The 24291-nt window shown below is 56.1% G+C and carries 27 protein-coding genes and 1 riboswitch; of the genes, 4 read left to right on the top strand and 23 right to left on the bottom strand.

All coding sequences use genetic code 11. From position 1 onward, the window contains the following. Window positions 1-62: 62 nt before the first annotated feature. The 4 genes from DWX58_RS11170 to DWX58_RS11155 all read right to left on the bottom strand — a co-directional run bounded on the left by DWX58_RS11170 (window position 63) and on the right by DWX58_RS11155 (window position 4288). Window positions 63-653: an NAD(P)H-dependent oxidoreductase gene (locus DWX58_RS11170; protein ID WP_118643864.1), complete on the bottom strand. Its 591-nt coding sequence runs from the start codon at window positions 651-653 to the stop codon at window positions 63-65. Next, window positions 650-1651, bottom strand: a complete 1002-nt coding sequence (locus DWX58_RS11165; RefSeq protein WP_118643862.1) for a pyruvate kinase — start codon at window positions 1649-1651, stop codon at window positions 650-652. Before DWX58_RS11165 ends, DWX58_RS11170 begins: the two co-directional genes overlap by 4 nt. A 122-nt stretch (window positions 1652-1773) precedes the next feature. Then, window positions 1774-3498 carry a Na+/H+ antiporter NhaC family protein gene (locus DWX58_RS11160; RefSeq protein WP_118643860.1) on the bottom strand — a complete coding sequence of 575 codons (1725 nt, stop codon included), beginning with the start codon at window positions 3496-3498 and terminating at the stop codon, window positions 1774-1776. Window positions 3499-3618: 120 nt separating this feature from the next. Then, window positions 3619-3792, bottom strand: a riboswitch (Lysine riboswitch). 73 nt (window positions 3793-3865) lie between these two features. After that, complete coding sequence (locus DWX58_RS11155) at window positions 3866-4288, bottom strand: PaaI family thioesterase (protein WP_118643858.1); 423 nt, start codon at window positions 4286-4288, stop codon at window positions 3866-3868. 136 nt (window positions 4289-4424) lie between these two features. On the opposite strand from DWX58_RS11155, the gene DWX58_RS11150 reads away from it, so the two are divergent. Both DWX58_RS11150 and DWX58_RS11145 read left to right on the top strand, forming a co-directional pair. Then, on the top strand, window positions 4425-5057 hold the full coding sequence (locus DWX58_RS11150) for a hypothetical protein (protein ID WP_118643856.1): 633 nt from the start codon (window positions 4425-4427) through the stop codon (window positions 5055-5057). Window positions 5058-5089: 32 nt separating this feature from the next. Beyond that, the gene (locus DWX58_RS11145) at window positions 5090-6028 is read left to right on the top strand and encodes an alpha/beta hydrolase (RefSeq protein WP_118643854.1); all 939 of its coding nucleotides are present in this window, start codon (window positions 5090-5092) and stop codon (window positions 6026-6028) included. A 54-nt stretch (window positions 6029-6082) separates the two neighbouring features. Here DWX58_RS11145 and DWX58_RS15995 read toward each other — a convergent pair whose 3' ends face one another. The 3 genes from DWX58_RS15995 to DWX58_RS11135 all read right to left on the bottom strand — a co-directional run bounded on the left by DWX58_RS15995 (window position 6083) and on the right by DWX58_RS11135 (window position 8102). Then, window positions 6083-6385: a hypothetical protein gene (locus tag DWX58_RS15995; protein WP_347559172.1), complete on the bottom strand. Its 303-nt coding sequence runs from the start codon at window positions 6383-6385 to the stop codon at window positions 6083-6085. Window positions 6386-6397: 12 nt separating this feature from the next. After that, window positions 6398-6565 (bottom strand): hypothetical protein, encoded by a 168-nt coding sequence (locus tag DWX58_RS15990; protein ID WP_347559171.1) that lies wholly within the window; start codon window positions 6563-6565, stop codon window positions 6398-6400. A 259-nt stretch (window positions 6566-6824) separates the two neighbouring features. Beyond that, window positions 6825-8102, bottom strand: coding sequence for a hypothetical protein (locus tag DWX58_RS11135; protein ID WP_118643853.1), 1278 nt, complete (start codon window positions 8100-8102; stop codon window positions 6825-6827). Between the two features lie 269 nt (window positions 8103-8371). On the opposite strand from DWX58_RS11135, the gene DWX58_RS11130 reads away from it, so the two are divergent. Next, on the top strand, window positions 8372-10039 hold the full coding sequence (locus DWX58_RS11130) for a putative manganese-dependent inorganic diphosphatase (RefSeq protein WP_118643852.1): 1668 nt from the start codon (window positions 8372-8374) through the stop codon (window positions 10037-10039). 210 nt (window positions 10040-10249) lie between these two features. Here DWX58_RS11130 and DWX58_RS11125 read toward each other — a convergent pair whose 3' ends face one another. From DWX58_RS11125 to DWX58_RS11090, 9 genes are all read right to left on the bottom strand, one after another. Next, complete coding sequence (locus tag DWX58_RS11125) at window positions 10250-10618, bottom strand: hypothetical protein (protein WP_118643850.1); 369 nt, start codon at window positions 10616-10618, stop codon at window positions 10250-10252. Window positions 10619-10646: 28 nt separating this feature from the next. Then, entirely contained in the window at window positions 10647-11255 is a 609-nt protein-coding gene (locus DWX58_RS15135) for a hypothetical protein (protein ID WP_147382265.1), read from the bottom strand. Between the two features lie 574 nt (window positions 11256-11829). Next, complete coding sequence (locus DWX58_RS11120) at window positions 11830-12888, bottom strand: hypothetical protein (RefSeq protein WP_147382264.1); 1059 nt, start codon at window positions 12886-12888, stop codon at window positions 11830-11832. 210 nt (window positions 12889-13098) lie between these two features. Beyond that, window positions 13099-13986, bottom strand: a complete 888-nt coding sequence (locus tag DWX58_RS11115) for a mechanosensitive ion channel domain-containing protein (RefSeq protein WP_118643846.1) — start codon at window positions 13984-13986, stop codon at window positions 13099-13101. Then, window positions 13979-14329 carry a hypothetical protein gene (locus DWX58_RS11110; protein ID WP_087389011.1) on the bottom strand — a complete coding sequence of 117 codons (351 nt, stop codon included), beginning with the start codon at window positions 14327-14329 and terminating at the stop codon, window positions 13979-13981. Before DWX58_RS11110 ends, DWX58_RS11115 begins: the two co-directional genes overlap by 8 nt. 60 nt (window positions 14330-14389) lie before the next feature. Next, complete coding sequence (locus tag DWX58_RS11105) at window positions 14390-15541, bottom strand: hypothetical protein (RefSeq protein ID WP_132587296.1); 1152 nt, start codon at window positions 15539-15541, stop codon at window positions 14390-14392. A gap of 234 nt (window positions 15542-15775) precedes the next feature. Continuing rightward, on the bottom strand, window positions 15776-17242 hold the full coding sequence (locus DWX58_RS11100) for a hypothetical protein (protein WP_087389012.1): 1467 nt from the start codon (window positions 17240-17242) through the stop codon (window positions 15776-15778). Between the two features lie 306 nt (window positions 17243-17548). Beyond that, window positions 17549-18238: a radical SAM mobile pair protein A gene (locus DWX58_RS11095; protein ID WP_022190736.1), complete on the bottom strand. Its 690-nt coding sequence runs from the start codon at window positions 18236-18238 to the stop codon at window positions 17549-17551. 28 nt (window positions 18239-18266) lie between these two features. Beyond that, window positions 18267-18770 (bottom strand): flavin reductase family protein, encoded by a 504-nt coding sequence (locus DWX58_RS11090; protein ID WP_118643844.1) that lies wholly within the window; start codon window positions 18768-18770, stop codon window positions 18267-18269. Window positions 18771-18920: 150 nt separating this feature from the next. Between DWX58_RS11090 and DWX58_RS11085 the strand changes: the two genes are divergently transcribed. Beyond that, a complete protein-coding gene (locus DWX58_RS11085; protein ID WP_022190734.1) occupies window positions 18921-19274 on the top strand; it encodes a helix-turn-helix domain-containing protein in 354 nt (117 codons plus the stop codon). Between the two features lie 50 nt (window positions 19275-19324). Here the strand turns inward: DWX58_RS11085 and DWX58_RS11080 are convergent, their stop codons facing one another. From DWX58_RS11080 to DWX58_RS15230, 7 genes are all read right to left on the bottom strand, one after another. Continuing rightward, on the bottom strand, window positions 19325-20902 hold the full coding sequence (locus tag DWX58_RS11080) for a recombinase family protein (RefSeq protein WP_118643842.1): 1578 nt from the start codon (window positions 20900-20902) through the stop codon (window positions 19325-19327). Next, window positions 20887-22203 carry a recombinase family protein gene (locus tag DWX58_RS11075; RefSeq protein ID WP_118643840.1) on the bottom strand — a complete coding sequence of 439 codons (1317 nt, stop codon included), beginning with the start codon at window positions 22201-22203 and terminating at the stop codon, window positions 20887-20889. Before DWX58_RS11075 ends, DWX58_RS11080 begins: the two co-directional genes overlap by 16 nt. Window positions 22204-22235: 32 nt before the next feature. Beyond that, window positions 22236-22430, bottom strand: a complete 195-nt coding sequence (locus tag DWX58_RS11070) for an SHOCT domain-containing protein (protein WP_118643838.1) — start codon at window positions 22428-22430, stop codon at window positions 22236-22238. Then, a complete protein-coding gene (locus DWX58_RS11065; protein WP_118643836.1) occupies window positions 22423-22821 on the bottom strand; it encodes an RNA polymerase subunit sigma-70 in 399 nt (132 codons plus the stop codon). The genes DWX58_RS11070 and DWX58_RS11065 overlap by 8 nt, the downstream gene beginning before the upstream one ends. Before the next feature lie 123 nt (window positions 22822-22944). Beyond that, the gene (locus tag DWX58_RS11060) at window positions 22945-23688 is read right to left on the bottom strand and encodes an N-acetylmuramoyl-L-alanine amidase (protein ID WP_118643834.1); all 744 of its coding nucleotides are present in this window, start codon (window positions 23686-23688) and stop codon (window positions 22945-22947) included. Then, entirely contained in the window at window positions 23685-24101 is a 417-nt protein-coding gene (locus DWX58_RS11055) for a phage holin family protein (RefSeq protein WP_118643832.1), read from the bottom strand. The genes DWX58_RS11060 and DWX58_RS11055 overlap by 4 nt, the downstream gene beginning before the upstream one ends. A 17-nt stretch (window positions 24102-24118) precedes the next feature. Next, the gene (locus tag DWX58_RS15230) at window positions 24119-24289 is read right to left on the bottom strand and encodes a hypothetical protein (RefSeq protein ID WP_158579267.1); all 171 of its coding nucleotides are present in this window, start codon (window positions 24287-24289) and stop codon (window positions 24119-24121) included. Window positions 24290-24291 lie beyond the last annotated feature (2 nt).

Genomic DNA, 24291 nt, shown 5'->3' with positions numbered 1-24291 from the left:
GGTGTTCTCGCTTTTAGTATAACAGTCTTCCCCTTGGGGAACAAGAAAAAACAGAGTCCGGCTCAAAGTCGGCTGGCCAGCTGCAGGGCCTCCTCCCGGGCCTGGGCCAGCAGAGCCTCCGGGTCGTTCCCCTGAATGTCCAGTCCCTGGGCGGACAGGCAGTGGGCGCGGGAGATGCCGAACATCTGACCAAGGCCCCGGACGTAGTCAAAGCCGAAGTTCTGTCCCTCCAGAGGGCCGCCGGCGGTGGTGATGTAGACCAGCTGATCCGCCCGGCACAGCCCCTCCTGCACGCCCTCCCGGGTGTAGTGGAAGGTGATGCCCAGCACGCTGGCCCATTCCAGGTAGATTTTTAAGGCCGCGGGGAAGGATAAATCCCAGTAGGGCGCAGCGATAACCACCAGATCGGCCCCCTGCATCTCCCGGGCGGGGTCAAACATGGGGTCCTGAGGTTGGTTGAGAAAGCGCCGGTCCCGCTCCTCCGCCAGGGCGGCGGTGAGGGGCGGCAGGGAGCAGGCGGAGAGGTCCCGCCGCCGGATGTTCACCCCGGGCCACCGGGCCTGGCAGGCGGAGAGAAAGCTCTGGCTCAGAAGCCAGGTGCGGGAGGTCTCCGGCCCCCGCATACAGGCATCCACAAATAAAATGTCCTTCATGCTTCCTCCCTTGCCCGCTCCAAATCCTGCAGGGCGCTCCGGGCGGTTTTCACCAGATATTCCATGGCCTGGACGGGGTATTTGCCCGCGGCGGTCTCTCCGGTGAGCATGAGGGAGGCGGCTCCGTCCAGCACGCCGTTATAGATGTCGCTCACCTCCGCACGGGTGGGCACCGGCCGTTCCTCCATGGACCACAGCAGCTGGGTCACCAGGCAGAAGGGAACCTTTGCCCCCCGGCAGCGCCGGGCGATGTCCTTCTGAATGCCGGGCAGCTCCCAGAGGGGGATGGCGTTGCCCAGATCTCCCCGGGCGATGCAGATCTGGTCGGCGGCGGCAGCAATCTCATCCAGATGCTCCAGCCCACGGCGGTTTTCAATCTTGGCCATGATCTGGACCCGGTCAAGCCCCCGTTCCTCCAGCGCCCGGCGCAGGGCCAGTACGTCCTCTTTTCCACGGACAAAGGGCTGGAGAATGTGGGTGACGCCGAAGGAGGCGGCTACGTCCAGGTTATCCAGGTCCGCCTGGGTGAGGGCGGGGGAGTCCACCTCCACCCCCAGAATGGCCAGGCTCTTCCGGCTTTTCAGCAGTCCCCCCTGACGCACCCGGCAGAGAAGGCGGGCGGGCTCCGCCGCCTCCACCTCCAGCAGCAGGGCGCTGTCATCCAGGGAGATGGAGTGGCCAACCTGGGCGGCCTTTACCACGGCGGTGGGGACCGGAATGCCCCCCTCGCCCAGGATGGCCTGGGAGCCCTCCTCCAAGGGGATGGGGGCGGGCAGGGTGCCCACCCGCAGCTCCGGGCCCTGGAGGTCAATAATGAGGTGGGGGATTACCCCGGCGGCCCGGGCCGCGGGCTGGTAGACCTCTTTCAGCAGCGGGGCGCAGGCGGCGAGGGTGGTGTGGGACAAATTGAGCCGGGCGCCGGTCATGCCGGCCTGAAACAGCTGGTCCAGAACATCGCAACTCTGGCAGCTGCCGCCCAGGGTTCCGTAAAATTCCATGGATGGTATTCCTCGTTTCTCCGTTGTTTTCTCTCTCATTATGGGGCCGTTTGGGCGGGGAAGTCAATAGAAAAAGCGGCGGCTTCCCATTTGGAAAGCCGCCGCAGAAAACACGAAAAGACTTAAGCGCGCTGACGGTTCTTCATGACCACCAGGAAGCCCAGCATCAGCACGATGCCCACAGGCAGGGCGATGATGCCCGGCAGGCCATTGATGGCCAGCAGACCGGCCAGCAGATAGCTGATGCCGGAAATTACAGCACAGGAGATGGCGTAGGGCAGCTGAGTGGACACGTGGTTCACGTGGTCACACTGAGCGCCGGCAGAGGCCATGATGGTGGTGTCGGAGATGGGGGAGCAGTGGTCGCCGCAGACGGCGCCGGCCATACAGGCGGAGATGCAGATGATGGCCAGGGGGCTGTCCATGGAGAACACGTTCTGGACAATGGGGATGAGGATGCCGAAGGTGCCCCAGCTGGTGCCGGTGGCGAAGGCCAGCAGGCAGCCGATGACAAATACGATGACGGGCAGGAACATCTGCAGATGCTCGGCGCTGCGCACGAAGTCACGGACAAAGTACTTGGCACCCAGGGAGTCGGTCATGCCCTTCAGAGTCCAGGCAAAGGTAAGGATGAGGATGGCGGGAACCATGGCCTTGAAGCCCTCGGGGATGCAGCCCATCATCTCCTTGAAGGTCATGGACTTGCGCACGAAGTAGTAGATCAGAGCAAAGAGCAGGCCGAAGGCGGAGCCCAGCATCAGGCCCACGGAGGCATCGGAGTTGGAGAAGGCCTCCACGAAGCTGGCGCCGGAGAAGAAGTCGCCGGAGTAGATCATACCGGTGACGCAGCAGACAACCAGAACCACGATGGGCAGCACCAGGTCGATCACCCGGCCCTTGTCCTCCACGATCTCCTCGTCCATCATGGCGTAGGGGTTGGAGCCGGAGAACAGGTCGCCCTTCTCAATGGCGTTTTTCTCAAACTTGGCCATGGGGCCGAAGTCCACCTTCAGGAACACCAGGCCCAGCATCATGATGATGGTGAGCAGGGCGTAGAAGTTGTAGGGGATGGCGCGGATGAAGAGGTTCAGGCCCTGGCCCTCCTCGGCAAAGCTGGCCACGGCGGCGGCCCAGGAGGAGACGGGGGCGATGATGCACACCGGGGCGGCGGTGGCGTCGATGATGTAGGCCAGCTTGGCCCGGGAGACCTGGTGCTTGTCGGTGATGGGCCGCATCACGCTGCCCACGGTGAGGCAGTTGAAGTAGTCGTCGATGAAGATAAGGCAGCCCAGCACGATGGAGGCCAGCTGAGCCCCCGCCCGGGACTTGATGTTGGTCTTGGCCCAGCGGCCGAAGGCGGCGGAGGCGCCGGCCTTGTTCATGAGGCACACCATGGTGCCCAGGATGACCAGGAAGATCAGAATGCCCACATTGTAGGAGTCGGACAGGGAGGCCACAATGCCGTCACTGAACACGTGGGTCAGCGTTCCCTCAAAGGAGAAGTTGGAATAGAGCAGGCCGCCCGCCAGAATTCCGATGAACAGGGAGGAGTAAACCTCCTTGGTAATCAGGGCCAGGGCGATGGCGATGACCGGGGGCAGCAGAGCCAGAGCGGTGTTGTAGAACTGGCTGGGAGATTCCACATAGCCGGTTCCGGCGCAGGTTTCACAGGTGACGGCCTCGCCCTCATCGCTGAGGACAATGCCCAGAGTGCCGCAGTCGGAGCACTCAATCATCTTGGTGCCGGTGGCCTCGGTGGGGTCCTCGGCAAAGGCGGTGGTAGCCAGAGCCAACAGCAGCATCAGGACCAGGATGAAGCGTGCCGGCCAGGATCTTCTCGCGTTCATTTGTTTTCCCTCCACTTAAATCTTTGGGGCCCACACAAGCCCCTTTTTGCGCAAACAAAAAAGCCATGGTGCGTCAAGCGCCCATGGCAAAGCCGGAGGGCCCCACGTGTCCCGGGGGCCTCTCTGGATAGCGCTCCACTGCATTGTGACAGTCCGGGGGATATTCTCCCCACGGCCCAGGCCCCCGTTCACTGGCAAAACGGAAACCTTCGGCGGCAGACCCTCTCCCACGGGACGGCCTGCCAGGGCCGGGTGTCCCGCGGTACGCATGTATGCCGCGCCTCTATCCGAACAATTTAATTTTGGAAGTGCAGGTATCGTATCACGCTCCTGCATACTTGTCAAGCCCAATTCGGGGAAATCCCCCTTATTTCCCGGCATTTTCCTCCGGGAGCATAAAAAAGGTGAAGGTTCCGGTGGCTACTACCTTATTTTTGTCGTTGGTCATGATGACCTGGACCACGGAGAGGGAGCGCCCCAGCTTCTTGGGCGTGGCTTCGCAGAAAATTTTGGAGCCGTTGGCCGGGCGCAGGTACTCCAGGGTACAGCCGGCGGTGACGCAGCTTCCCCCTTCGGAGCAGGCGCAGCAGCCGGCCACCGTGTCGGCCAGGGTGGTCAGAGCGCCGCCATGGACATTCCCGTGGGGGTTGATGCTGTTGGGGCCTACGGTCAGCTCCCCCACGGCCCGGCCCGGCGTGACGTCGGTAACCAGAACGCCGTTTTCATAGGAGAACTGATGGGGGGTATTGACGGTGCGCACAATAAAATCGCTGTGGGATTCCGGCGACATAATGGTCTCTCCTTTGGACAAAGTGGGGCCATTCTAGCACAAAATTTTCACAAAAACAAGCTGTTGGGCCATTTTTCAGCGATTGGCATAGAATGGCGGGAGAAGAACCCAATTCGTTGTTTAAGGAGGACAGGATATGCAGCAGACACAGCCTGCCCCGCTGAGCGGGGATGTGGACCCGGAGGTGTTCCGCCGGGTGTGGAGCCGAGTTATGGCGGATGAGGAGCATAGTCCCATTGCGGTGGAGCCGGGGTCGGAAGCGCCCGCGCCTGCGGCTATGCCGGAGCCTGCGGTTCAGAACATGCAGGAGATTCCGGAACCTGTTAAAAGGTCGGGAGCCGACGACGGCACACTGTTGAAGGAGGGACTGGAGGGGCTAATCCGGGGACTGAGTCTCTCCCAGGCCCTGGCCCGGCGCTGGGGAGGGCGGGGGGCGGCCCTGACGGCGCTGACGGCGGATTACCGCCGGGCTGCCCGGCAGCTGGGAACCGCCTACTTTCTGACCACCGGGGAGCGCTGTGCCTGGGCGGGCAAGGCACCGGGGACAGCCATGGGGCTGGCCCGGGGCCTGCGGGAGCTCTACTGGTGGGAGCGGGATTGGAGCGGGCAGTGCCTCCGGGCGGCGGCGCAGGCGGAGGACGACTATGTGCAGCAGCTCTTTGGCCGCCTGTCCCAGACCGGACAGATCCATCTGGGCATCATCCGTGGCGCCCTGGAGCAGATGGAAACTCCCGGCCTTGACGGGGGCCGGACCCGTGGGGTAAACTGAACCCAAAGAACCACAAAGGAGTGACCGGAACCATGGCGCAGGACGAGAGCTTTACCTATCCATCCGCCGATGGAATCCATACCATACATGCCCGGCGCTGGGTACCCCAGGGGCAGCCCCGGGCGGTGGTGCAGATTGTCCACGGGGTGGCCGAGCACATCGGGCGGTACGACCATGTGGCCCGGTTCCTTCAGGAACAGGGCTTTGCGGTGTGCGGCGAGGACCATCTGGGCCACGGGCAGACTGTGGAGGACGGCAAGTACGGCTATTTTGCCCCTAAAGGGGGCTGGGAGCTGCTGGTGAGGGACATCCGCCGCCTGCGGGAGCTGGAGGGGGAGCGGTATCCGGGGGTGCCCTATGTGATGCTGGGCCACTCCATGGGGTCCTTCCTCACCCGGACCTATCTCATTCGGTACCCCGGTACCCTGGACGGGGTGATCCTCTCGGGGACAGGGCAGGAGAAGGGACTGCTGGTGGCGGGCGGAAAGACCCTGGCCAGCCTGCTTTCCGCGCTGCGTGGACCGGAGTATGTCAGCGAGCTGGTCTATGGCCTGTCCCTGGGCGGTTATGGCCGGCCCTTCCAAAAAGAGACGGACACCACCAGTTGGCTGAGCCGGGACCGGGACATGGTGGAGGCCAACCTCCGGGATCCCCTTTGTACCTTCCATCCCACTGTGTCCATGTTCCGGGATATGCTGGGGGGCGTTCAGTTCATTGGAAACCCGGCCAATCTGGCCCGGATGGACCCCAATATCCCGGTTTATTTCTTCTCTGGGGACCGGGATCCGGTGGGCTCTATGGGCAAAGGCGTGCGGAAGGTGGAGAAGTTGTTCCGGGAGGCCGGATGCCGGGACGTCACCGTAAAGCTCTACCCCGGAGGGCGGCACGAGATGCTCAACGAGACAAATCGCAAGGAAGTCATGGAGGACCTGTTGGCCTGGCTGGAGGCCAAGGTGTGCCCGACAAAGTGAAACAAGAACAGAGGACCGGCTTGCTAGCAAGTCGGTCCTCTGTTTGTGAAGGCGTTATGCAAGCACCTTCCCCACGGGGAAGGCAGCGCGGAACAGGCGGCGCACCAGCGGTCCGGCAATGAAAAACTGGACCGGCAGGGCCATGATAAAATTGCGGGGGATATTCAGCAGCCAGTTTACAGGAACGGCACTCCAGTTTCCGGTGTGGAAGGCCCCCTCGCAGGCGCCATAGAGAGACATGATGATCACCATGCCCACCACCATGCCGCCGGAAATGCAGAGAATTTTCTTCAGAGTGCCGTCTTCCGGTTTGACCAGATAGCGAAATGCAATGCCCTTTGCCAGCTTGGACACCACAAACCAATCACATCACATGGCAAAGACATAAGCAATGGGAAAACCAATCCAGCCTGCAATAACTGCCTCCAGACTGAACCCGCCATACTGGAGGGATACATTGTAAATGCTCATCCAAAGCACCATAAACGCACACATGATGACCGTATAAATTAAACTTTCCCGTTTGTTGTGAGGCATAACATCCATTTCCTTTCCAGATTATAACATTTAAGCGCAGAATGATAAAATCATAGCATGCCGCCCGGCTTGTTCGTAATTGTAGATTTTTCTGAATTTATAGGGGATTGACCCAGACCTTTTGGCGGGCGAGAGGCAGACTGCGGGGAAACGGGCCGCACCTGCTGGGGCGGCCCGTTTTAGATAATTATAAATGGAAAGAGAAATTGTGCTGTCCCAGTGGGAGCGTTCTTGCCCAAATGCAAGATGAAGGTAAATCCTAGCGGCGCAGAATGGCCAGCGCCGTGACCAGAGCCAGCATCACGGTGGTGAGAATGGTGGAGATCCAGATCACGGTATTGCCGTCGGAGAGGATCTGCACAATGGAGAGGACGGACGCCAGAATGGAGACAATGCCGAAGAGGGTAATGAGATTGATGACCGTTTCACTTTTGGCGTGCTCCAGCGCCTCCTGGTGGGAGGCGAGAATGTTCAACTTGGCGCTGATGTCCTGTACGGCGGTGGGAATGTCATTGACCTCCAGCAAACTGGCGTAGATCTGTTTCACATTGTGCCACCGGGAGAGGTTTGCCGGCGTGACGGTGCCGAAGGCCTGGAAGTTCAGCATCAGCTCCTTCAGCGCCTTTAGCTCCTTGAGGGCGTTCTTTTTCATCCCGGTAATCAGCTGAGTGAACCGCAGGCAGGTGTATTTTTCATAAAGCGCCAGCAGCACCACCGGCAGGCCGTCCGCCGCCTGGGCCTCGCGCTGTGCCTCCAAGTCCAGCGTTTCGTCCGCCACCACATAGGAGATGGTCTGAGACGTCACGCAGCAGCCCCAGCGATAGGCGTTGTGGTCCTGGTTTTTGGCCGCGTAGACGTAGCGGATATCCTCTTCCGCCTGGTCCTCCATGGGCGCATCGGGCGGCATCATTTTGTGGAGGTTGAAGGTGATGCGCCGGATGGGCTCCAGATCGTCAAACCAGTTGGGGACCACGGTAAAATTATAGGCATAGCTGTCCAGAAGGTAAGAGGAATCGCCGTCAAAGAATTTGTGGAGTCCCAGGGGGTTCAGAAGGTCCGAGAGCCACTGCTCCAGAGAAAAGACGTGGGGCGTCCCGGCGGAGTCCACCCAGGAAAATACGGCGGGATTGTGGGCCCAGCCCGGGTTGCAGATGGCCTTGAGGGTGTCCATGCGGGAGAAGGAGAGGCTCAGACACAGAAAGGCCACCCTGGTGTGGAAGACATACAGCCAGGAATCCCAGAGGGAAAAGGAATAGGACTTGTCGTGGAGGGAAACGAGGAAAGAGGAACCGGAGGCCTCTCCCGTTGGAGCAGTCAGCGGTGCGGTCAGGGCCGCGGCGGGGATGACGTAACCGGAACCCACGGCCGCCGGACCGGAGGGCTCCAGCATGGCCTTCACATTTTCGTTCAGATCCATGGTGCTCATAGGAACGGAATGGCCGATCTGTTCCAGTGCCGTATGGTTCAGAGTGTCAGCGTCGTACTTGAGCGGTACGATCAGAAAACAGCCGTAACTTGAATACTGGTGTTCTGCCATGATTTTTCCCCCTTTCTTTGGCAAGAGTATAGCAAAAAACAGGAGAATCCACAAGGCAGGAAACAGGAGACCGCCTGCGGCAGAAGGGAAAAATGAAAGAAGACGCCGGGCGGCCCATCCCGGCAGTTCAGGAGCCCGGACGGGAGGTTTTTTATAAAAGGCAAGATAACACAAAAAAACGAGTATTTTTTTCCAGACGGAACGGCCCGGACATGGTATAATACAGAAAACAGCACCTCCGAACTATTGGGGGAGAGATGAGGCAGCCTATGAATAGTCAAGAAAATCCCCGCGCCATTAAGGTGATCGGACACCGCAATCCGGACACGGATTCTATCTGTTCCGCCATTGCTTACAGCCGCCTGAAAAACATCCTGAACCCGGAACGCCCCTGCAAGCCCTGTCGGGCGGGGCTTTTGAACCGGGAGACCGAATTTGTTCTGGATTACTTCCAGGTTCCCGCCCCCCAGCTCTATACGGATGTGAGCCCCCAGATCCGGGACGTGGACATCCGAATCATGGAGGGCGTGGATGGCGAGACCAGCCTGCGCCGCGCCTGGATGATCATGCGTGACCAGCAGATCGACACCCTGTGTATCGTGGATCAGGAGCAGCGGCTCAAAGGCGTCATTACCGTTAAGGATGTGGCCACCGCCAACATGGACGGTCTGGACACGTACATTCTGGAAAAGGCCGAAACCAGCTATCAGAATATTCTGGACATCCTGGAAGGGGAGGTCCTGGTGGGCAACATCGAGGGCAAACGGGTCAAGGGCCGGATTATCATCGGCTCGGGCAGTGCTGAGCAGATCGAGAAGTCCATCTCCCCGGGCGATATCGTCATTGTCGCCAACCGCAGCGAGAGCCAGCTGGCCGCCATTGAGATGGGGGCAGGCTGCGTGGTGGTGTGCGCCGACAGCAAGGTCTCCCGGACCATCCGTATGCTGGCTGAGGAGCAGGGCTGCATCATGATCGGCACCCCCAAGAGCACCTATGTGGCCGGACAGATGATCAGCCAGGCGGCGCCCATCCGCCACTACATGACCGAGGACGGGCTGCTGACCTTCAATTTGAACAGCTCTGTGGAAGCGGCCACCAAGGTCATGACCTCGGTGCGCTACCGCTACTTCCCGGTGCTGGACGATGATGGCCGGTATGTGGGCGTGGTGTCCCGCCGGAATATGATGGGCTTACATAAAAAGCAGCTGATCCTGGTGGACCACAACGAGAAGAACCAGGCGGTGGAGGGCATTGAGCAGGCGGAGATCCTGGAGATCATCGACCACCACCGCATCGGCTCCATGGAGACCGACGGACCGGTCTACTTCCGCAACGTGCCCGTGGGCTGTACGTCCACCATCATCTACCAGATGTATGAGGAAAACGGCGTGGAGATTGACCGGACCACCGCGGGCCTGATGCTCTCGGCCATTTTGTCCGATACCCTGATGTTCCGCAGTCCCACCTGCACTCCGGTGGACGAGCGCACAGCCCGAAAGCTGGCGGAACTGGCAGGTGTGGAGCTGGAGACCTACGCCGACGCCATGTTTGAACACGGCGGGGATGTGAGCGGCAAGACCGCGGAAGAACTGTTCAATACCGACTATAAAATCTTTGACAGCGGAGCGGTCCGGTTCGGCGTGGGCCAGGGCAGCTTTATGGTGGAGCGCAACCGGAAGGCCAGCGAAGCACTGATTGCCCCCTATCTGCCGGTAGCTCTGGAGAAGCAGGGGCTGGATTTCATCTTCTATATGTTCACCGATGTGCGCGGGTCCAGCACGGAACTGCTGATGGCCGGAAAGGGAGCTGAGGCACTGGTATCCCGAGCCTTCCAGGTAGAGGTCCGCGATGGCCTGGCCGTCCTGCCGGGGGTGGTCAGCCGGAAGATCCAGCTGCTGCCCAGAATCATCAGCGCCCTCCGCGAAGAAGCGGAGTAAAACTGATGGGGGTATCAAAGGTAAAACAAAAAGGAAGATACGCCCGGGGCGTGCCTTCCTCAGTCTGTCGAAAAAGTCCAGCGAAAGCTGGGCTTTTTCGTTATGCTCCTCTTTTGGCCCCTATGTGGTACAAACCCGGCTCATGGTTGATGTATAAGCAGGGCTTTTCAACAGACTGAGCAGCCCGCCCCATCGGGGCGGGCTGCTATTTTAACCATCAGGTGACGCCTGCTTTATGAGCTCGGAGGGTTCCTCTGTATCAGGGGGGACATCAAATTCCCGAATATCGATTTCTCCATCGCCGTCGGTGATATACTCGTGGGGGACATAGAAGCCCTTGCCGGTTCCGGAATTTGGGTCGAGAATGATAATAGAGGTCCCGGAGGGGCCGGTGGAGAGAGTGTAGCGGCTTCCGTCGTCCAACAGCTGTCTGACAAAATAATAGGTCTCGTTACCCTCGACATATTTCGAGGTACCGGGCTCCCACTCATTTGACTGGCTGTCTGAGGTCGGGGAGCACCCAGTAAGTCCGATGCAGAGCAGGAGAGCGAGCAGGAGGAAAAAAAGACGATTTTTCATAAGCTTTCCTTCTTAAAGTGGTTAGTAATTAAACGGACCTGTTGATACTACCAGTTGCGCTTTGGAAACGGTTAAAATAGTAGTTAGCTAAATTGGCATATTCGCGTGCGGTCTGCCAATATTGTGCAGAGGCATAGTCAGATGTGACGGCATCTAAGGCGTTAGTGATAACTTCGTATGCAGCATCTGCCCCAGCTAAGGCACTAACAACCATGGCGATTTCCTTAGCGCTGTATTCAGCCATCGCTATTTTAGCGTCTCGGATGCAAGCATTCATGGAAATAATATTCTGCCAGAAAGTTTCGGCATATCCGCGGTATGTAGAGTTGTTGGAATCATAAGCAACGTGCCCACCATCTTCGGAATAAAGTAGCCAATAGATACCGAAGGTAGATTCATCGCTATCATCGTATTTACACGAGAATCCCCATTCGAGACCTTCAATGGAACTCGAAGCATAGGGTTCGATTCCGTTGTTATTGGTGACGGTATCGGGTTGAGCAGAGGTGTCAACAGACCATGTTTGGGATTCACCAGAATATGGAGTCCAAGTAAAATAGATCATATTTTCGCGGTGAATGCGTTCAGACACACCATTTGGACCGGTAACAGTAACTTTACGATCGGAATTAGGCAAGAGAGTTTCTTGGATGGTGTAAACATTTTGCCATATAGAGTGTAGCATATAGCACAAAAAATGTAAAGAGAAAAAGATAAAAATAGCGATTTGCACATGAAGTGTCGCTGACCTTGGATCCCAGACTGCGGGGATCCACCATAAACTCAGTGATCTTCATTATTTTTATAACAGTGAACAGGGACAGGCGTTTTTTGTCAAATGGCAAAGAGAACAAAGCGAGAATAATACACTATAGCAAAAGAGCGGCCAAGGCATAAGACCTTGACCGCTCTTTCTTGCCGACATCACAGCCACACCAATACGGCAAAACCGCCTTTGAAATAATAGGTGTTCGTGTAATGTCCATTTGGCAAATGACCCTAATTGTGATACAAATGAACCCCCTTTGGGCGTCAGGGGGTTCACTTTGCGCCAAGGGGGTTCACCGATTCCTGAGGCCGGTGTTCTCCGAGCCGCGCACTTTCTCTCTTTTCGGGGCTTTCGTCAAGACAAAGTTCCCATATACCTTAGCAGCTTCCTGCCCCATTTTTTTACCATTTTCTCCACTCCTTCCTTTCTGTCAATTTCAGTGTCAGACCAGCGGATCTATAATCGGATTTTTGTAGGTAAACCGGTGCCCGTTCAACTCCATATCCAGCGCGACAGTCGCCTTGGCATCGGCGGAAATGGGCTGCGGCAGTGTGGCGGTGATCACTCGGATATAATCTGTGACAGTCTCTATCTCATCCGGAGTATCCATATGGGACACCTGGCTCTCCTCTGTTTCATCCGCAACCGTGTAGTTTTCCTGTGGGATGGGCTGGCCGTCCACGAACACCGTCACGCTGACCGTTTCGCCCACCGCGTCTTCCGGCGCGCCGCACACCACCGGGATGAAATCCTCGCCCCGCAAGTTATACAGCCGGACCTTCACCGCGCCGGCATCCTTTTCGTACCGCACGGATATGGAGTTCGGGCCGTCTCCCATATGCTCGGATGCGTATTCCTCGGTTTCTCCGTCTGTCCGCTCGATAGTCAGGGTGAACGCAAAGTCGGGGAAAGCGCCCTCGCCGTTGGCCGCCCAATAGGCTTCAAAATCCGGTACATAATTATAATATGTGGTGCTGTAATGCCCGGCCTTGATATCCTCCTGGGGAATACCGGCGCCAAATTGATCTTCATAGTATGTTTCTCCTGAAATCTGATCGAACATGGTGATCTTGGCCGATGAAATGGTCTCAGGATCCGCCAGGGTCACATCGATCAGGCCGTAAGAGCTGCCTATGGTAGCGGTGTAAATGGAGCTTTCCTCTTTAGGCTCTGGGGGCAGTTCCTCTGCTGATGGCGGAACCTGCATAGAATTATCATTAGGCTGTACTTGCGTTGCATCGTCGGGTGGGTCTGGGGGCAGTTCCTCTGCTGATGGCGGAACCTGCATAGAATTATCATTAGGCTGTACTTGCGTTGCATCGTCGGGTGGGTCTGGGGGCAGTTCCTCTGCTGATGGCGGAACCTGCATAGAATTATCATTAGGCTGTACTTGCGTTGCATCGTCGGGTGGGATAGAAGAGGTCATATCTCCAGCTTCTGGCAATCCGGCCTCATACACCGCAACGGCCAACAATATCAGCGAGAACAACATAGTTGCCATACGCCATATGTTCTTGCGCTTCATCCTAAACGAATTGTTTTTTCCGCTGCTGTGAAACTCAGGAGGTAACGGTGCGCGTTCTGGTCCAGGAGAAGGTTCCGGCGGGATCATATACTCCTCTGGCAGAGGAAATTGTTCAGGTAAAGTATCCTCTGACGGAAGCTTATGCTCTAAAGGCGGCTCATGCCGCACATCTTTCCTTTTCATAGCCTATCTGCTGTGAACATCCAACTGCGGGAAGGGGCACTCCACTCCCAGCCGACGGAAGCCTAGCAACAGCTCTCGATTGAGGATTCGGATTGCTGAGTAGATATCTTTCTCTCTCACATCCACACAAAAACGCAGTATAACAGCGCTGTCGGCCAGACTTTGCACACCCAAGTAGACAGGCCCCGCTTTCATTGCATCACTATGTGCTTTGTAGATCTCATCAAGCAGCCCTGGAAGAGCTGCCTCCAAGTCTTCCAAGTCGGTCTCGTAGGGAATAGGTATATCGCAAATAGACTTTGAGACGCGATCAGATCGATTTAAAATGTTGCGCATATCCGCGTTATTGATGACTTTGATGTTCTCGCTGGCATCGGTAATTGATGTCGTGCGAATGCCAATATCGGTCACTGTCCCACGAAATCCCCCTATCTCCACAATGTCTCCCACGTTGTATTGATTTTCAAAGAGCATAAATAGGCCAGTTACAAGATCAGCAATAAGACTCTCTGCACTGAACCCAACGATCAACGTCAGTACCCCTACGCTGGCCAATACCACCGTAATATTTACTCCAATGATCGTCAGGCCCCAACAGAGTATAACGATGGCAGCTGCGTATTTCAACAGGCTGCGGATAATTGTAATCACCGACCGGGCACGATGTGCCTCTGGCTTGCAATATCCCAAGATAAGCTCTACCAGGTATTCCACGAACAGTACCCCTGCCATCATGATAACAAGGCGCAGCAACACATCGGCACTAAACGCCCAACTGGAAGCAAGCGCATCTGGTTGTATTGCCCCAGTTAAAAAACCGGTAATTATCGCAGCGACTAGTACCACTGCCAAGATCAAAAGCTTTATTACTCCTGCACGTTTCTTATCCATATTTATCCTCCTGCGGCATTATTATAGCAGCGCGATTATTCATCAAAAGCTCGTTTTCCAGATATTGTACGATTCGATCCATCACAGCGGTCATGGCCCGCTCTTTTCCCTGCTCAGACAATCCCACGCAGGACTGCAGCATGGTGACCTTCAGCTCGGTCCCCATCTCTTGCTCCTCGGCAGAGATAGAAAAGGTGCTGAGATTGCCGTATACCTCCGCTTTGGCCACGACCGTGTCCTCTTTCTTTTGATAAGGCACTCTTTCGCCGTCCAGCACGTCATAAATTCCAAGGAGCACATACCGACGGACATATGGGATGATCTTCGAGATGCTATAATTCATTCACGCTCCTCCTGTTCGTTAAAAAAATGCAGCTACCTGTCGTTGTAAGCAGGGCAGTTTTCACTCAATATAGCCGCTGATGGGCTGTACGTACATCTCGTCTTCCGTCACCGGCTGATAGCGCTCCCCAGAATAGCTGTCGCTCCAGCCGTTCTCCGCCCGGTAGATATCACCTGTTTCCGTGTCGTAAACGCGCTCATATCCCAATGTGGCGTCGCTCTGCTTCTGGCTCTGGATGTCCACGCTGGTGTCTCGCGCCTTCCAGGAAGACATGATCCCGTTCAGCACCTCGTTTGCATTTCGGCTGAAGTCCATGGCCTGCTGTACCACTTCCTGCCCCGCCTGGATGGTGGCGTTTACAAAGTTTTCCGAGTACTCCAGTGTGCCGAGGCTCTCGGTCAAAATGCCCTCCCACTCAACGAAGGTGTCCTTGGCCGCTGTGACCGCCATGATGTTATACGCCATATAATACCCGCCGTCCGCCTGGGGGAGCTGGTAGCCTACCGGCGGGCCGGCCGCGATGGGAACACTGCCAAAATCCACGACCGACGCGGCAAACATCCCCTCTCCCTCTCTGCCGTCTTCGGTGAAGGTGGCCCGCAGCAGCTCATCGCCCAGCGCGTAGGCGCTCAGGCTGCCGGTGGACGGGAAACGCTCGGTCACAGTGAAGGCCTCAAACTGGGGGAAGGTATAGCCGGCATAGCCGGGGCCATATTGGGCGGCAAAGTCGGCGTACTGCGGGAAGATCTGATAAAAATTCTCTGTAGATGGGCTGGACAGCACGGGAGCCTGGGCAAATATCTGCATATCAGGCATACCGGTCACGCCGGAATAATAGGTCCAGGCGTCCTTTCCCTCCTGACTGTGGAGCAGGATATCCGCCTTCAAGAGAACGAACATCTGATTGAGGGGCTCAGCGGGGTCCTGAATCCGGATGGAGTGATACATCCCTGTACCGCCGCTGGTGACCGTCCAGCCCTTGGGAATCTGGATGCTGAAATCTGGGGTTTCATACAGTTCCAAATCCACAGTCCTGGCCGCCGTTTCCGTGATCGACACCGCGGGTTCCCGGGAAGATGGGGCAGGCTCCGATGTTATCTGACCATCTCCCTTCGGCACGCTTTCGCTCTCCGGTTCGTTTCCCGGACCGCCGCAGGCAGTCAGGCCAAACAGGAGCAGCAGGGCCACTAAAATAGATCCTGTTTTTCTCAAATTTCATTTCCTCCTTATACAGCGACTGCCTGGCCTGAGCGTCCCACACCGCTGCGGACGGGGTGGACGCAAAAAACCGCGCCAGGAGATCCTGACGCGGTTTGTCGTAGGCCGGGATGCTGCGCCAGTATCTGTGGAAAGCGTAGCATAGATGGCCTTAAAATATAAGGTTACATTTGTCTCTTTTTTTATTTTACATCGTTTTTTTCGAATGACAGGGGGGGTACATTTGTCTCACGCCTTGAAATCCGGGCTTTTTTCAGGGGTAACGCCCTTGTTCTCCGGCATCCACTCATAATAGAACTGCAGCAGGCCGATCCGGCTCTGGGTTCCGGTCTTTTCATTCAGGCTTCTGATATGGCGATACAGCACAGGACGGGAAAGGGCCATCTGCTGCGCGATATCCTGCACGCTGCCGTCCGAGACCAGTAAATACTGCAGCACATCCCGCTCCCGGTCAGTCAATGAATAGAGGCTGGCAAAGGAAGAGAACTTTTCCTTCGGCGTGTAGCCCGCCGCCGGAGCCGGGGGCGGCGCCAATACGGCATGAGCCTTGACCGTGTAGGCAAACATCAGGATGCTGGCCGCGACAAACAGCACCAGCATGAGGACGATCAGCGTAATACTCCTGCCGGCAAGGAGCAGCGTCACCGAGCCGTTGGTAACCAGCGCCGCCACGAGATTATTCACCGCCCGTCCCATGCCGGCCCAGAGGTCCGGCAGGCGCATACAGGCAGCGAGCTCCAAAAAACTGGTGGTAAAAAACACGACAAAAAATCCGGAGGCCACATAGGCGACCGCTACTCCGGTCAGGAATGGCCCGCCCCACCGGAGAACAATCACACACAGCACCGAGAGCACCATCACGCAGTACATCATCAGCGTCATATATTTTCTTTTCCGGATATCAAAGAGGAAACCGGCAGCCAGGCCGCTCAGGGCCAGCAGCATACGGGGCCATTGCCCGATGTCCATCGTGCCCGCCGCATGGCCCAGGGTGATCGCGTTATCCAATGTGCTGAATACGCAGGCCATCAGGGCCACCAGAAGTACCAGGAGCAGTCCCGCCGGTATTTTCTTTCTGGACATTTCATCGGGGCGGAGCGCGGTTCGGAGCGGCGCCGTTTCATCCGATGCGAGTGCTTCTTTGTGGATGCGGCGTGTGCGCATGATCAAAACACTCAGTACCGCAAGGGAAACAGAGAGTACCGCGGCCTCCGCGATCTCTATATTTACCAAATTGTTGTTTGCGTACTGTAGCAGGATGCCGGCCGCGTAGGAGATTCCCACCAGGCCGGCTATGCGTTCGGTCCGGATCGTGCAGGCAGCCAGATAATGAACGGAGCCGCCAAAAACGCCCAGCAACAGAAACAGAACCACGCCTGCCGCAAGCGTGACGGAAAACGAGATGTGCTGTTGGATCAAAAATATGCAGATAATGGAGAGGAACGATAGGGAAAATATAAGGATCGTCTTGTTCCTCTCGCGGACAGAGCGGTTTATCAGCGGGTATATAAGAAATCCAAGGGCATTGACGCCCAGCGCATAATTTTGTGCAATGACCGTCTGGCTTTCCTCGACAATGCGGGAGACCATATTGACATATAGATATTCCGAACCAAGAAACACAAATGTAAAAATACTCAGCAATAAAAATATGGCGCTATGCGACGCCATAGCCTGCGTTTTCCTTCTCTCCATTGCTCCTCCATATGGCATGAGTATACTGCACTCATATCATTGCTCTGGCACCTGTAACCATCTTAGGGGCCGTTCTCGTTTTACTTCTTGTTTGTTGTCCAAGTGGCTATACTTTATTGTAATTTCTGACGGCCCATTATACCACAACAAGAAACGTCAGGGAACTACAACTACTCAGTACAACGGCAACTGTTCCGTTGTATTATACCACAACAAGAAACGTCAGGGAACTACAACTGATTCCAAACACATAATAGGTCATGATGTTTTTCGTTTCCACATCCCGGATCAGGACACCGCTTTCCACTATTTCCGCCATGCTTTCTGTTCCTCCAATACCCGGCAGAAGGCCGGAGGCAGCTCTTGTGTCATGCTTTCCTCGCCAATGATAGGAAGCAGATCTTCCTTCATGAACACAGGAGTACCAAGTGCGTGAGCCTGATGAGTCAAATTCCACACCCACTCCGGTTTGGAGACGGCCTTGCCCTTCCTGCGTCCAGTCTCAGTACCAATGACGATCCATTCGATGCCAGTGAGGTCTACTGTACCGATGTTGTCAAACATGGGTTCAAAGGTCACATGGTAATGCCCGCCGCGGATGTGCTCCCGTAAAGTCTGGATGCGGCCTTTCTCCCTGCTGGAAGTCACAGTCACGCCGAACCAGGCATTGTCTAATGGGGTGGAAAAGACGATGTCCTCCGGCCGCTTGGTCAAGAACAGATACTGGTGCTGTGGATTTTCAGCCATTTTGGAAAATACCTGATCTCGCCACTCTGTCTGCCAGTGGGCAAAATCGCTCATGCCGGTGAGCAGGAAATTTTGAGGACGCTTCTTCTCCATCAGCCGCAGCTTACCTGGGAAGAACTCCGGCTTTTCAAAGTCGTCGATCATGTGGAACCGGCGGACATTGTTTCTGGCGTAGCAGTAGCTGCAGCCAATGGGACAGCCGATCACCAGATTCATATTCTGAATACAGTCCTTGATGCAGATGGCCACCGCTGACGCCTCCTTCCTGCTTTAAGATTCAACCTTCTGCCGCAGATGCGACCTTTCCAAAGCCGTTCCAAGCATACAGACCTTTCTTGTCCTCATCGCCCAGGAACTTGTCCACCTGGCAGATGTGCAGGATGTGGTCGCCCACCTCCACGGACTGCTGCAGGGTCGCCGCCATAGCCAGCCGGGTGTCCGCTGGAATCTGAATGTCGCTGCCGTCTACCGACTTCATTTCGATGTGATTTTCGGCCACCTTGTTTAACTTGGCGCCGGTGGAGGTGCCGCAGGCCATCACTGCGCCAGCCAGACTTTCACCGGGGACCGTGACGATGACTTTTCCAGTCTCCCGCACACGCTTGCCGGTGTGGGACTGCTTTCCGGCGGCGAATCCCACCATCGGCGGGTTGAAAGAGAGATAGGAGACAAAGCAGATGGGGGCCAGGTTGGTGGTGCCATCTTCATTCAAAGAACAGATCAAAGTCAGCGGATTGGGGGAAGAATAGACAGTGGCCTCCATAATGTTCAGTTCTCTCATCGTGTTTCATCCTTTCAGAGTGATTTGGAGATTGACATATCCAGCTTCTACTGGTACAATTATTATACTTGATTGTCATAATAAATCAAGTACGCAAATTGTTTGTACCTGGTATCAAAAACAATACCTGTCTAAAGTGGGGAATCAACAATGACTTACGAGGAATTCAAAGAAAAGGTAAGCGACGTCATTCTTACGGAGAGTGGCAATTGCCCTGTTATGCCGGTGGTGCAGATGCTGCAGGGTAAGTGGAAGCTCCAGATCCTCTATGAGCTGTGCATCAAGTCTCCCATGCGGTTTGGCGAACTCAAAAAGCTGCTCAAGCCCATCACCAATACGGCGCTAACCAATGCGCTCAAAGAATTGGAAAAGGATGAACTGGTGCAGCGCATTCAATATAATGAGATGCCGCTGCGGGTGGAGTATTCCCTCACAGAGAAAGGGCAGGACTTATTGCCAGTGTTTTATGCTATTTCACAGTGGGGGATGAAATACATTCCATAATAGTAAAGGGGACGGAAACCTTCCGCCCCCTTTTTTAATAAAATTGATTCTTATTCAAGCATCTCATGCCCCGTCTGGAATTTGAATGTAAGCCGCCCATCCCGGTGGACGGTGACAATGTCGATGACCGTGAGCCAAAGCCGGTCATCAAACTCCGTGAGGGACTCTCCGTACTCCGCCAGTTCGAACATAAAGCCGCCGATGTCCTCGGCCTTGGCTTCCCGCTGGGCCTTTGCCGCCTGGAGCTTCTCCAGCTTGGCCTTGGCGGTTTCGTACCGTTCTGCCAGGCCGTTGTACCGTTCCAGGTAAGTGGTCTGGTCCTGTGCCGTGGTGGAATTCTCTTCGATGCACCGCTTGGTTAGCTCGGCCACCACCTCCATTTCGGAAAGAAGCGCCGAAATCTCACTGTCCAGGGAGCCGGTGTCGGTAAGCGCCGCTTGCATGGTGCGGCACTCGTCCAGCAGCCGCTCTTTGTCCGAAACCAGCGTATTGAAGGCATCCAGGAACCGGGCCTTGATCTCCTCCTCGGTCAGGTGCGGGGTCTGACACTTTTCCTCGCCGGTGAACTTGCTGTTGCACCGCCAGATGGTGCGCCGGTATTTGTCGGTAGAATGCCAGACCTTGGAGCCAAAGTAACCGCCGCAGTCTCCGCAGACCAGCCGGGAGGAAAAGATGCTGTTGCCGCTGTAGCTGCGCCCGATGGCTTTCCTGCGCTCCAGCTCCCGCTGCACCAGCTTCCACTCGGCGGGGTCAATGATGGCCGGGTGGCTGTTCTCCACATAGTACTGCGGCACCTCGCCTTCGTTTTTCTTCTGTTTTTTGGTGAGGAAATCCACCGTGAACGCCTTTTGTAGGAGGGCTTCGCCCTTGTACTTCTCGTTTTTGAGAATGCTCTCCACAGTGCTTGCCGCCCACTTTTTCTTGCCGGCGGGGGTTGGTATCCCCTCCCTGGTGAGAAGTCCTGCGATTGAACCGGTGGTCTTTCCGCTGAGGAACAGACTGTAAATCCAGCGGACGGTTTCTGCTTCCTCCGGCACGATCTCCGGCAAACCGTTGTCGCCCTTCCGATAGCCCAGGAAGTGGCTATACGGCAGGCTGACCTTTCCATCGGCGAAACGCTTTCTCTGGCCCCAGGTGACGTTCTCTGAAATGGAGCGGCTCTCCTCCTGCGCCAGAGAGGACATGATGGTGATCAGCAGTTCGCCCTTGCTGTCCAGGGTGTAGATATTTTCCTTTTCAAAATAGACCTCCACGCCCTTCTCCTTCAGCTTGCGGACGGTCACCAGGCTGTCTACAGTGTTCCGGGCAAACCGGCTGACGGATTTCGTCACGATGAGGTCGATTTTCCCATCGAGCGCATCCCGCACCATCTGGTTGAAACCCTCGCGCTTTTTGGTGTTCACCGCTGAAATGCCTTCATCGGTGTAGACCCTTACGAACTCCCATTCCGGCTTGGACTGTATGAAGCGGGTGTAGTAGTCCACCTGGGCTTCGTAGCTGGTGAGCTGTTCCTCGCTGGAGGTGGAGACGCGGGCATAGGCCGCTACCCGCCGGCGCACCACAGCGTTACGCGCCAGGTGTGTGATGGGCTGAATGGTGGGCGGGATGACCGTTACGGCTCTTGCCATTTTTCACCTCTCCTTTGCGCCAGCGCCCGCTGCCGGGCGATTTCCTTCATCTCCGGCGTCCAGCTCTTGGCCCTGGATATGTGTTCCCAATGCCGCTCTGCCGTGGAGCCGTCTTTGAAATGGAACACCAGGGTCTTGTCCGGGAGGGCATCGATGCCTTTGACCCTTTCCAGGAAAACTCCCTCATCGAACTGAGCAAGACCGAGCACCTGGGCGGCAAGGTCGTAGAGCAGCTTCTCCGGGATCTGGGATGTGCCGCAGGAAGGCAGATCTGTCTGCACCGCAGTTGGGCAGTTCCAGAAATGTCGCTTCCCGCCAGTGCATCGCTTGTAGTTGCGACCGCACACCGTGCAGGTAATCATACTGGTAAAGGCTGACCGCCGGCGAGGCCGCTTGATCGGGCTGTTTTCCGTAATTCCGGCAAGAAGCTCCTGGGCGGCATCAAAGGCGGCCTGGTCAATGATGGCTTCATGGGTTCCCTCCGCATAGTATTGGGGCAGCTCACCCCGGTTTGGAATCTCCTTTTTCTCCAGATGGTTGTTCCGGTACTGCTTTTGCAGGAGTGCATTGCCCAAGTACTTTTCATTGGACAGCATCTCCCGGATTCGCATGGAGTTCCATTTCCCGCCCAGAACACCGGTGAACCCTCGCCGGTTTAGGTCAATGGCCAGACTGGTAAGGGATTCGCCCTCCAAAGCTCTGCGGAACACCTCCCGCACCACCGCCGCCTTTTCTGGGTCAACGGTCACGCGGCCTTTCTCGATTTTGTAGCCGAACAGGAAACGCAGGTTGACCAACTCGCCGCGCTCGAACCCTCGGCGAATCCGCCACTTCTGATTCTCGCTGGCGGAGCGGCTCTCTTCCTGTGCGTAGGAAGCCAGGATGGTCATCATCAGTTCTCCGTCTGCGCTCATAGTGTGGATGTTCTGTTCCTCAAAATAAACGTCAACCCCCAGGGCTTTCAGCTCGCGGACGGTTTCCAGCAGGGTCACCGTGTTCCTCGCAAAGCGAGAGATGGACTTGGTGATGACCATGTCGATGTTTCCGGCACGGCACTCAGCCAGCAGACTTTGAAACCCGTCCCGGCTGTCCTTGGTGCCGGTGAACGCTTCATCGGCGTAGACCCCGCAGTAAAGCCAGCCAGTGTGCTTCTGGATCAGCGCACTGTAGTAGCTCACCTGTGCGGACAAAGAATGCAGCATGGCATCCTTCCCGGAGGAAACTCTGGCATAGGCCGCGACCCGCTTTAAGCTGGGCCGCATGGGTGCGGGGAATGAAATTTGTTGAATGGTTCTTGCCATTCCGGCACCTCCTTGTCTAGTGCATATTACCTCTAACGGGGCCTGTTATCCAGTAATTTCAGCCCTTCATAGCGGAATATGCTACACGAAGATACCCCATACTTTTTGGCGATAATTGTATCAATTTCGCGGTAGTCATCCTCGCTGATGATGTCCTGCCGGAGCATATTCCTGGCAAGGCTCATGGCGGTCTGGTAAGCGGTCAAACGCTGGTACAGCTCATCCATCGGCGCTCACCACCTTTTTCCGAGCTGCGGTGTAGCAGATGCGGGAGCAGTAACGCCGGCCTTTCGCACCGCTTTGAAACGAGCGTCCGCAGTAAGTGCAGGTAAAGGTGTGGAGTGTCCGCTTCCCGCCCTTGTCTGGGTGTGCGTTCCACCAAGAGATGCGGCACGAGTCCGAGCAGAACCGTTTTCGTTTTCGGTGGGGTACCTGGACGATGGGCTTCCCGCACCTCTCGCAGACATCTGGAACGGCAGCGGCATTCTCTCCAGCGGGATGGCGGCGGAGGTAGGTTTTCACGCTGTTGACCGGCAGGGCCAGGGCGGCGGCGATTTTCTTATACCCCAGCCCCTCCTGCCTCAGTTTATGGATTTTGAGCTTTTCGGCTTCTGTCATAACAAGCCCCTTCCTTTGGTCATAAAACATTTCTCACTTTACAGCCAAAGGAAGGGACGATTATGAGGGAAATACGCAAAAAAATATTGCCCACCAGAGAGTTTCTCTCCGGTGGGCAGTTAGTCATGCCGTATGAAATTGATCGTGATACCGTTTGAGCATCACGCAGAACTGCTCTCGGGTCAGTGGGCTGCGGAGCATCAGATTTCCGTTGGCATCTCCAGCCATGAGACCGCTGGACACCGCCCAGTTTACTGCATCGGCAGACCAGCTGGCCGCGGTGTTGTCCGCAAGGGACTTCTCCAAACGGTCCAGTTCCGCCTTCACCTCCGCGCGGAAAGCATCCATGCTCTTGCTGTGCTTGGGGAACCAGTGCATCACATCACCGTGGTTGGAGGCAATGCCCTTCTTGTAGCCCTCACTATGGCAGATGATGTCCTGCTCGGTCAGATCATACTGCTTGCAGAGGTAGGCGCACAGTTCCACAGCCTCCCGATAGACCTTCTGAAAATACACCTTGTCGGTCAGATCATCTTCACAGATCTCAAAGCCAATGTGGGTATTGTTGGCGCTGCCACCGGCATGCCACCCTCGATAATCCCAGGGCAACGTCTGGTAGGTGGCAATGGTGCCGTCCTCCAGTTTGCCGATAAACGCGTGAACGCAGGCCTTTCTCCCACCCGGTGTGGCGGTATTCCAGTGGTTGCCGTAGACATTTTCGCCAAGAAAGCCATCATCTGGGCCTACATACCGCTTGAGGGAGGGGTTGTTGGCACCGGTGGAGTGGACCATGATGCCCTTTGGTTTCATTTTTTCTCCCGCCTGATAGCAGAGATTATCGGTCAGAAAACATTGGTGCAGGTTCATTTCACCGCTCCTTCCTCCGCTCTGTCATGGAGCTGCTGCAGGACATTCCTGATGGGAGCAGGGATGGGCAATCCTAAATGGCTGGCGTTTTCCAGAAGGGAGATGCCCTCATTAGAGATGTAGAAGAAAATAACTGCAGTTCGCAAAACGCTGCCGTTGCCAATAACCTGCACATCCAGGATATTGGCGATACCCACCAGCACGAAGATCAGCACCTTCTTGAAGATACCCTTGAACCCCACTGCACTGGACAGCTTCTTGTCCACGATAGCACACATGATGCCGGTGAGATAATCCACCACCGCAAAGGCAATCAGGGCATAGAGCAGACCGTCACAGCCGCCCAGGAACCAGCCCAGCCATCCGCCAATTGCGGCAATCACTAGCTGAATGGTATTCCAGAATTCTTTCATTTTAACTCCTCCTCGTATCATGCACCGGGAAGTGCAGAAATTTTATCCAGCAAGGCATCCATCTCTTCGCCGGAATACTTGCTGGTATAATAGCCACCTTCCAATCCCTCCGCCAACAGTTCCTGAAGCAAGGTTTTCAATGTGGGTTTTGCTGCTATCAGCATGGCATTAAACTCTTCCTGTGTCATTG

The organism is Pseudoflavonifractor sp. AF19-9AC (assembly GCF_003478995.1).
GTDB lineage: Bacteria > Bacillota > Clostridia > Oscillospirales > Oscillospiraceae > Lawsonibacter.
The sequence above is the reverse complement of the archived record's forward strand: the minus strand, read 5'-3'. Positions and strand labels throughout refer to the sequence as shown.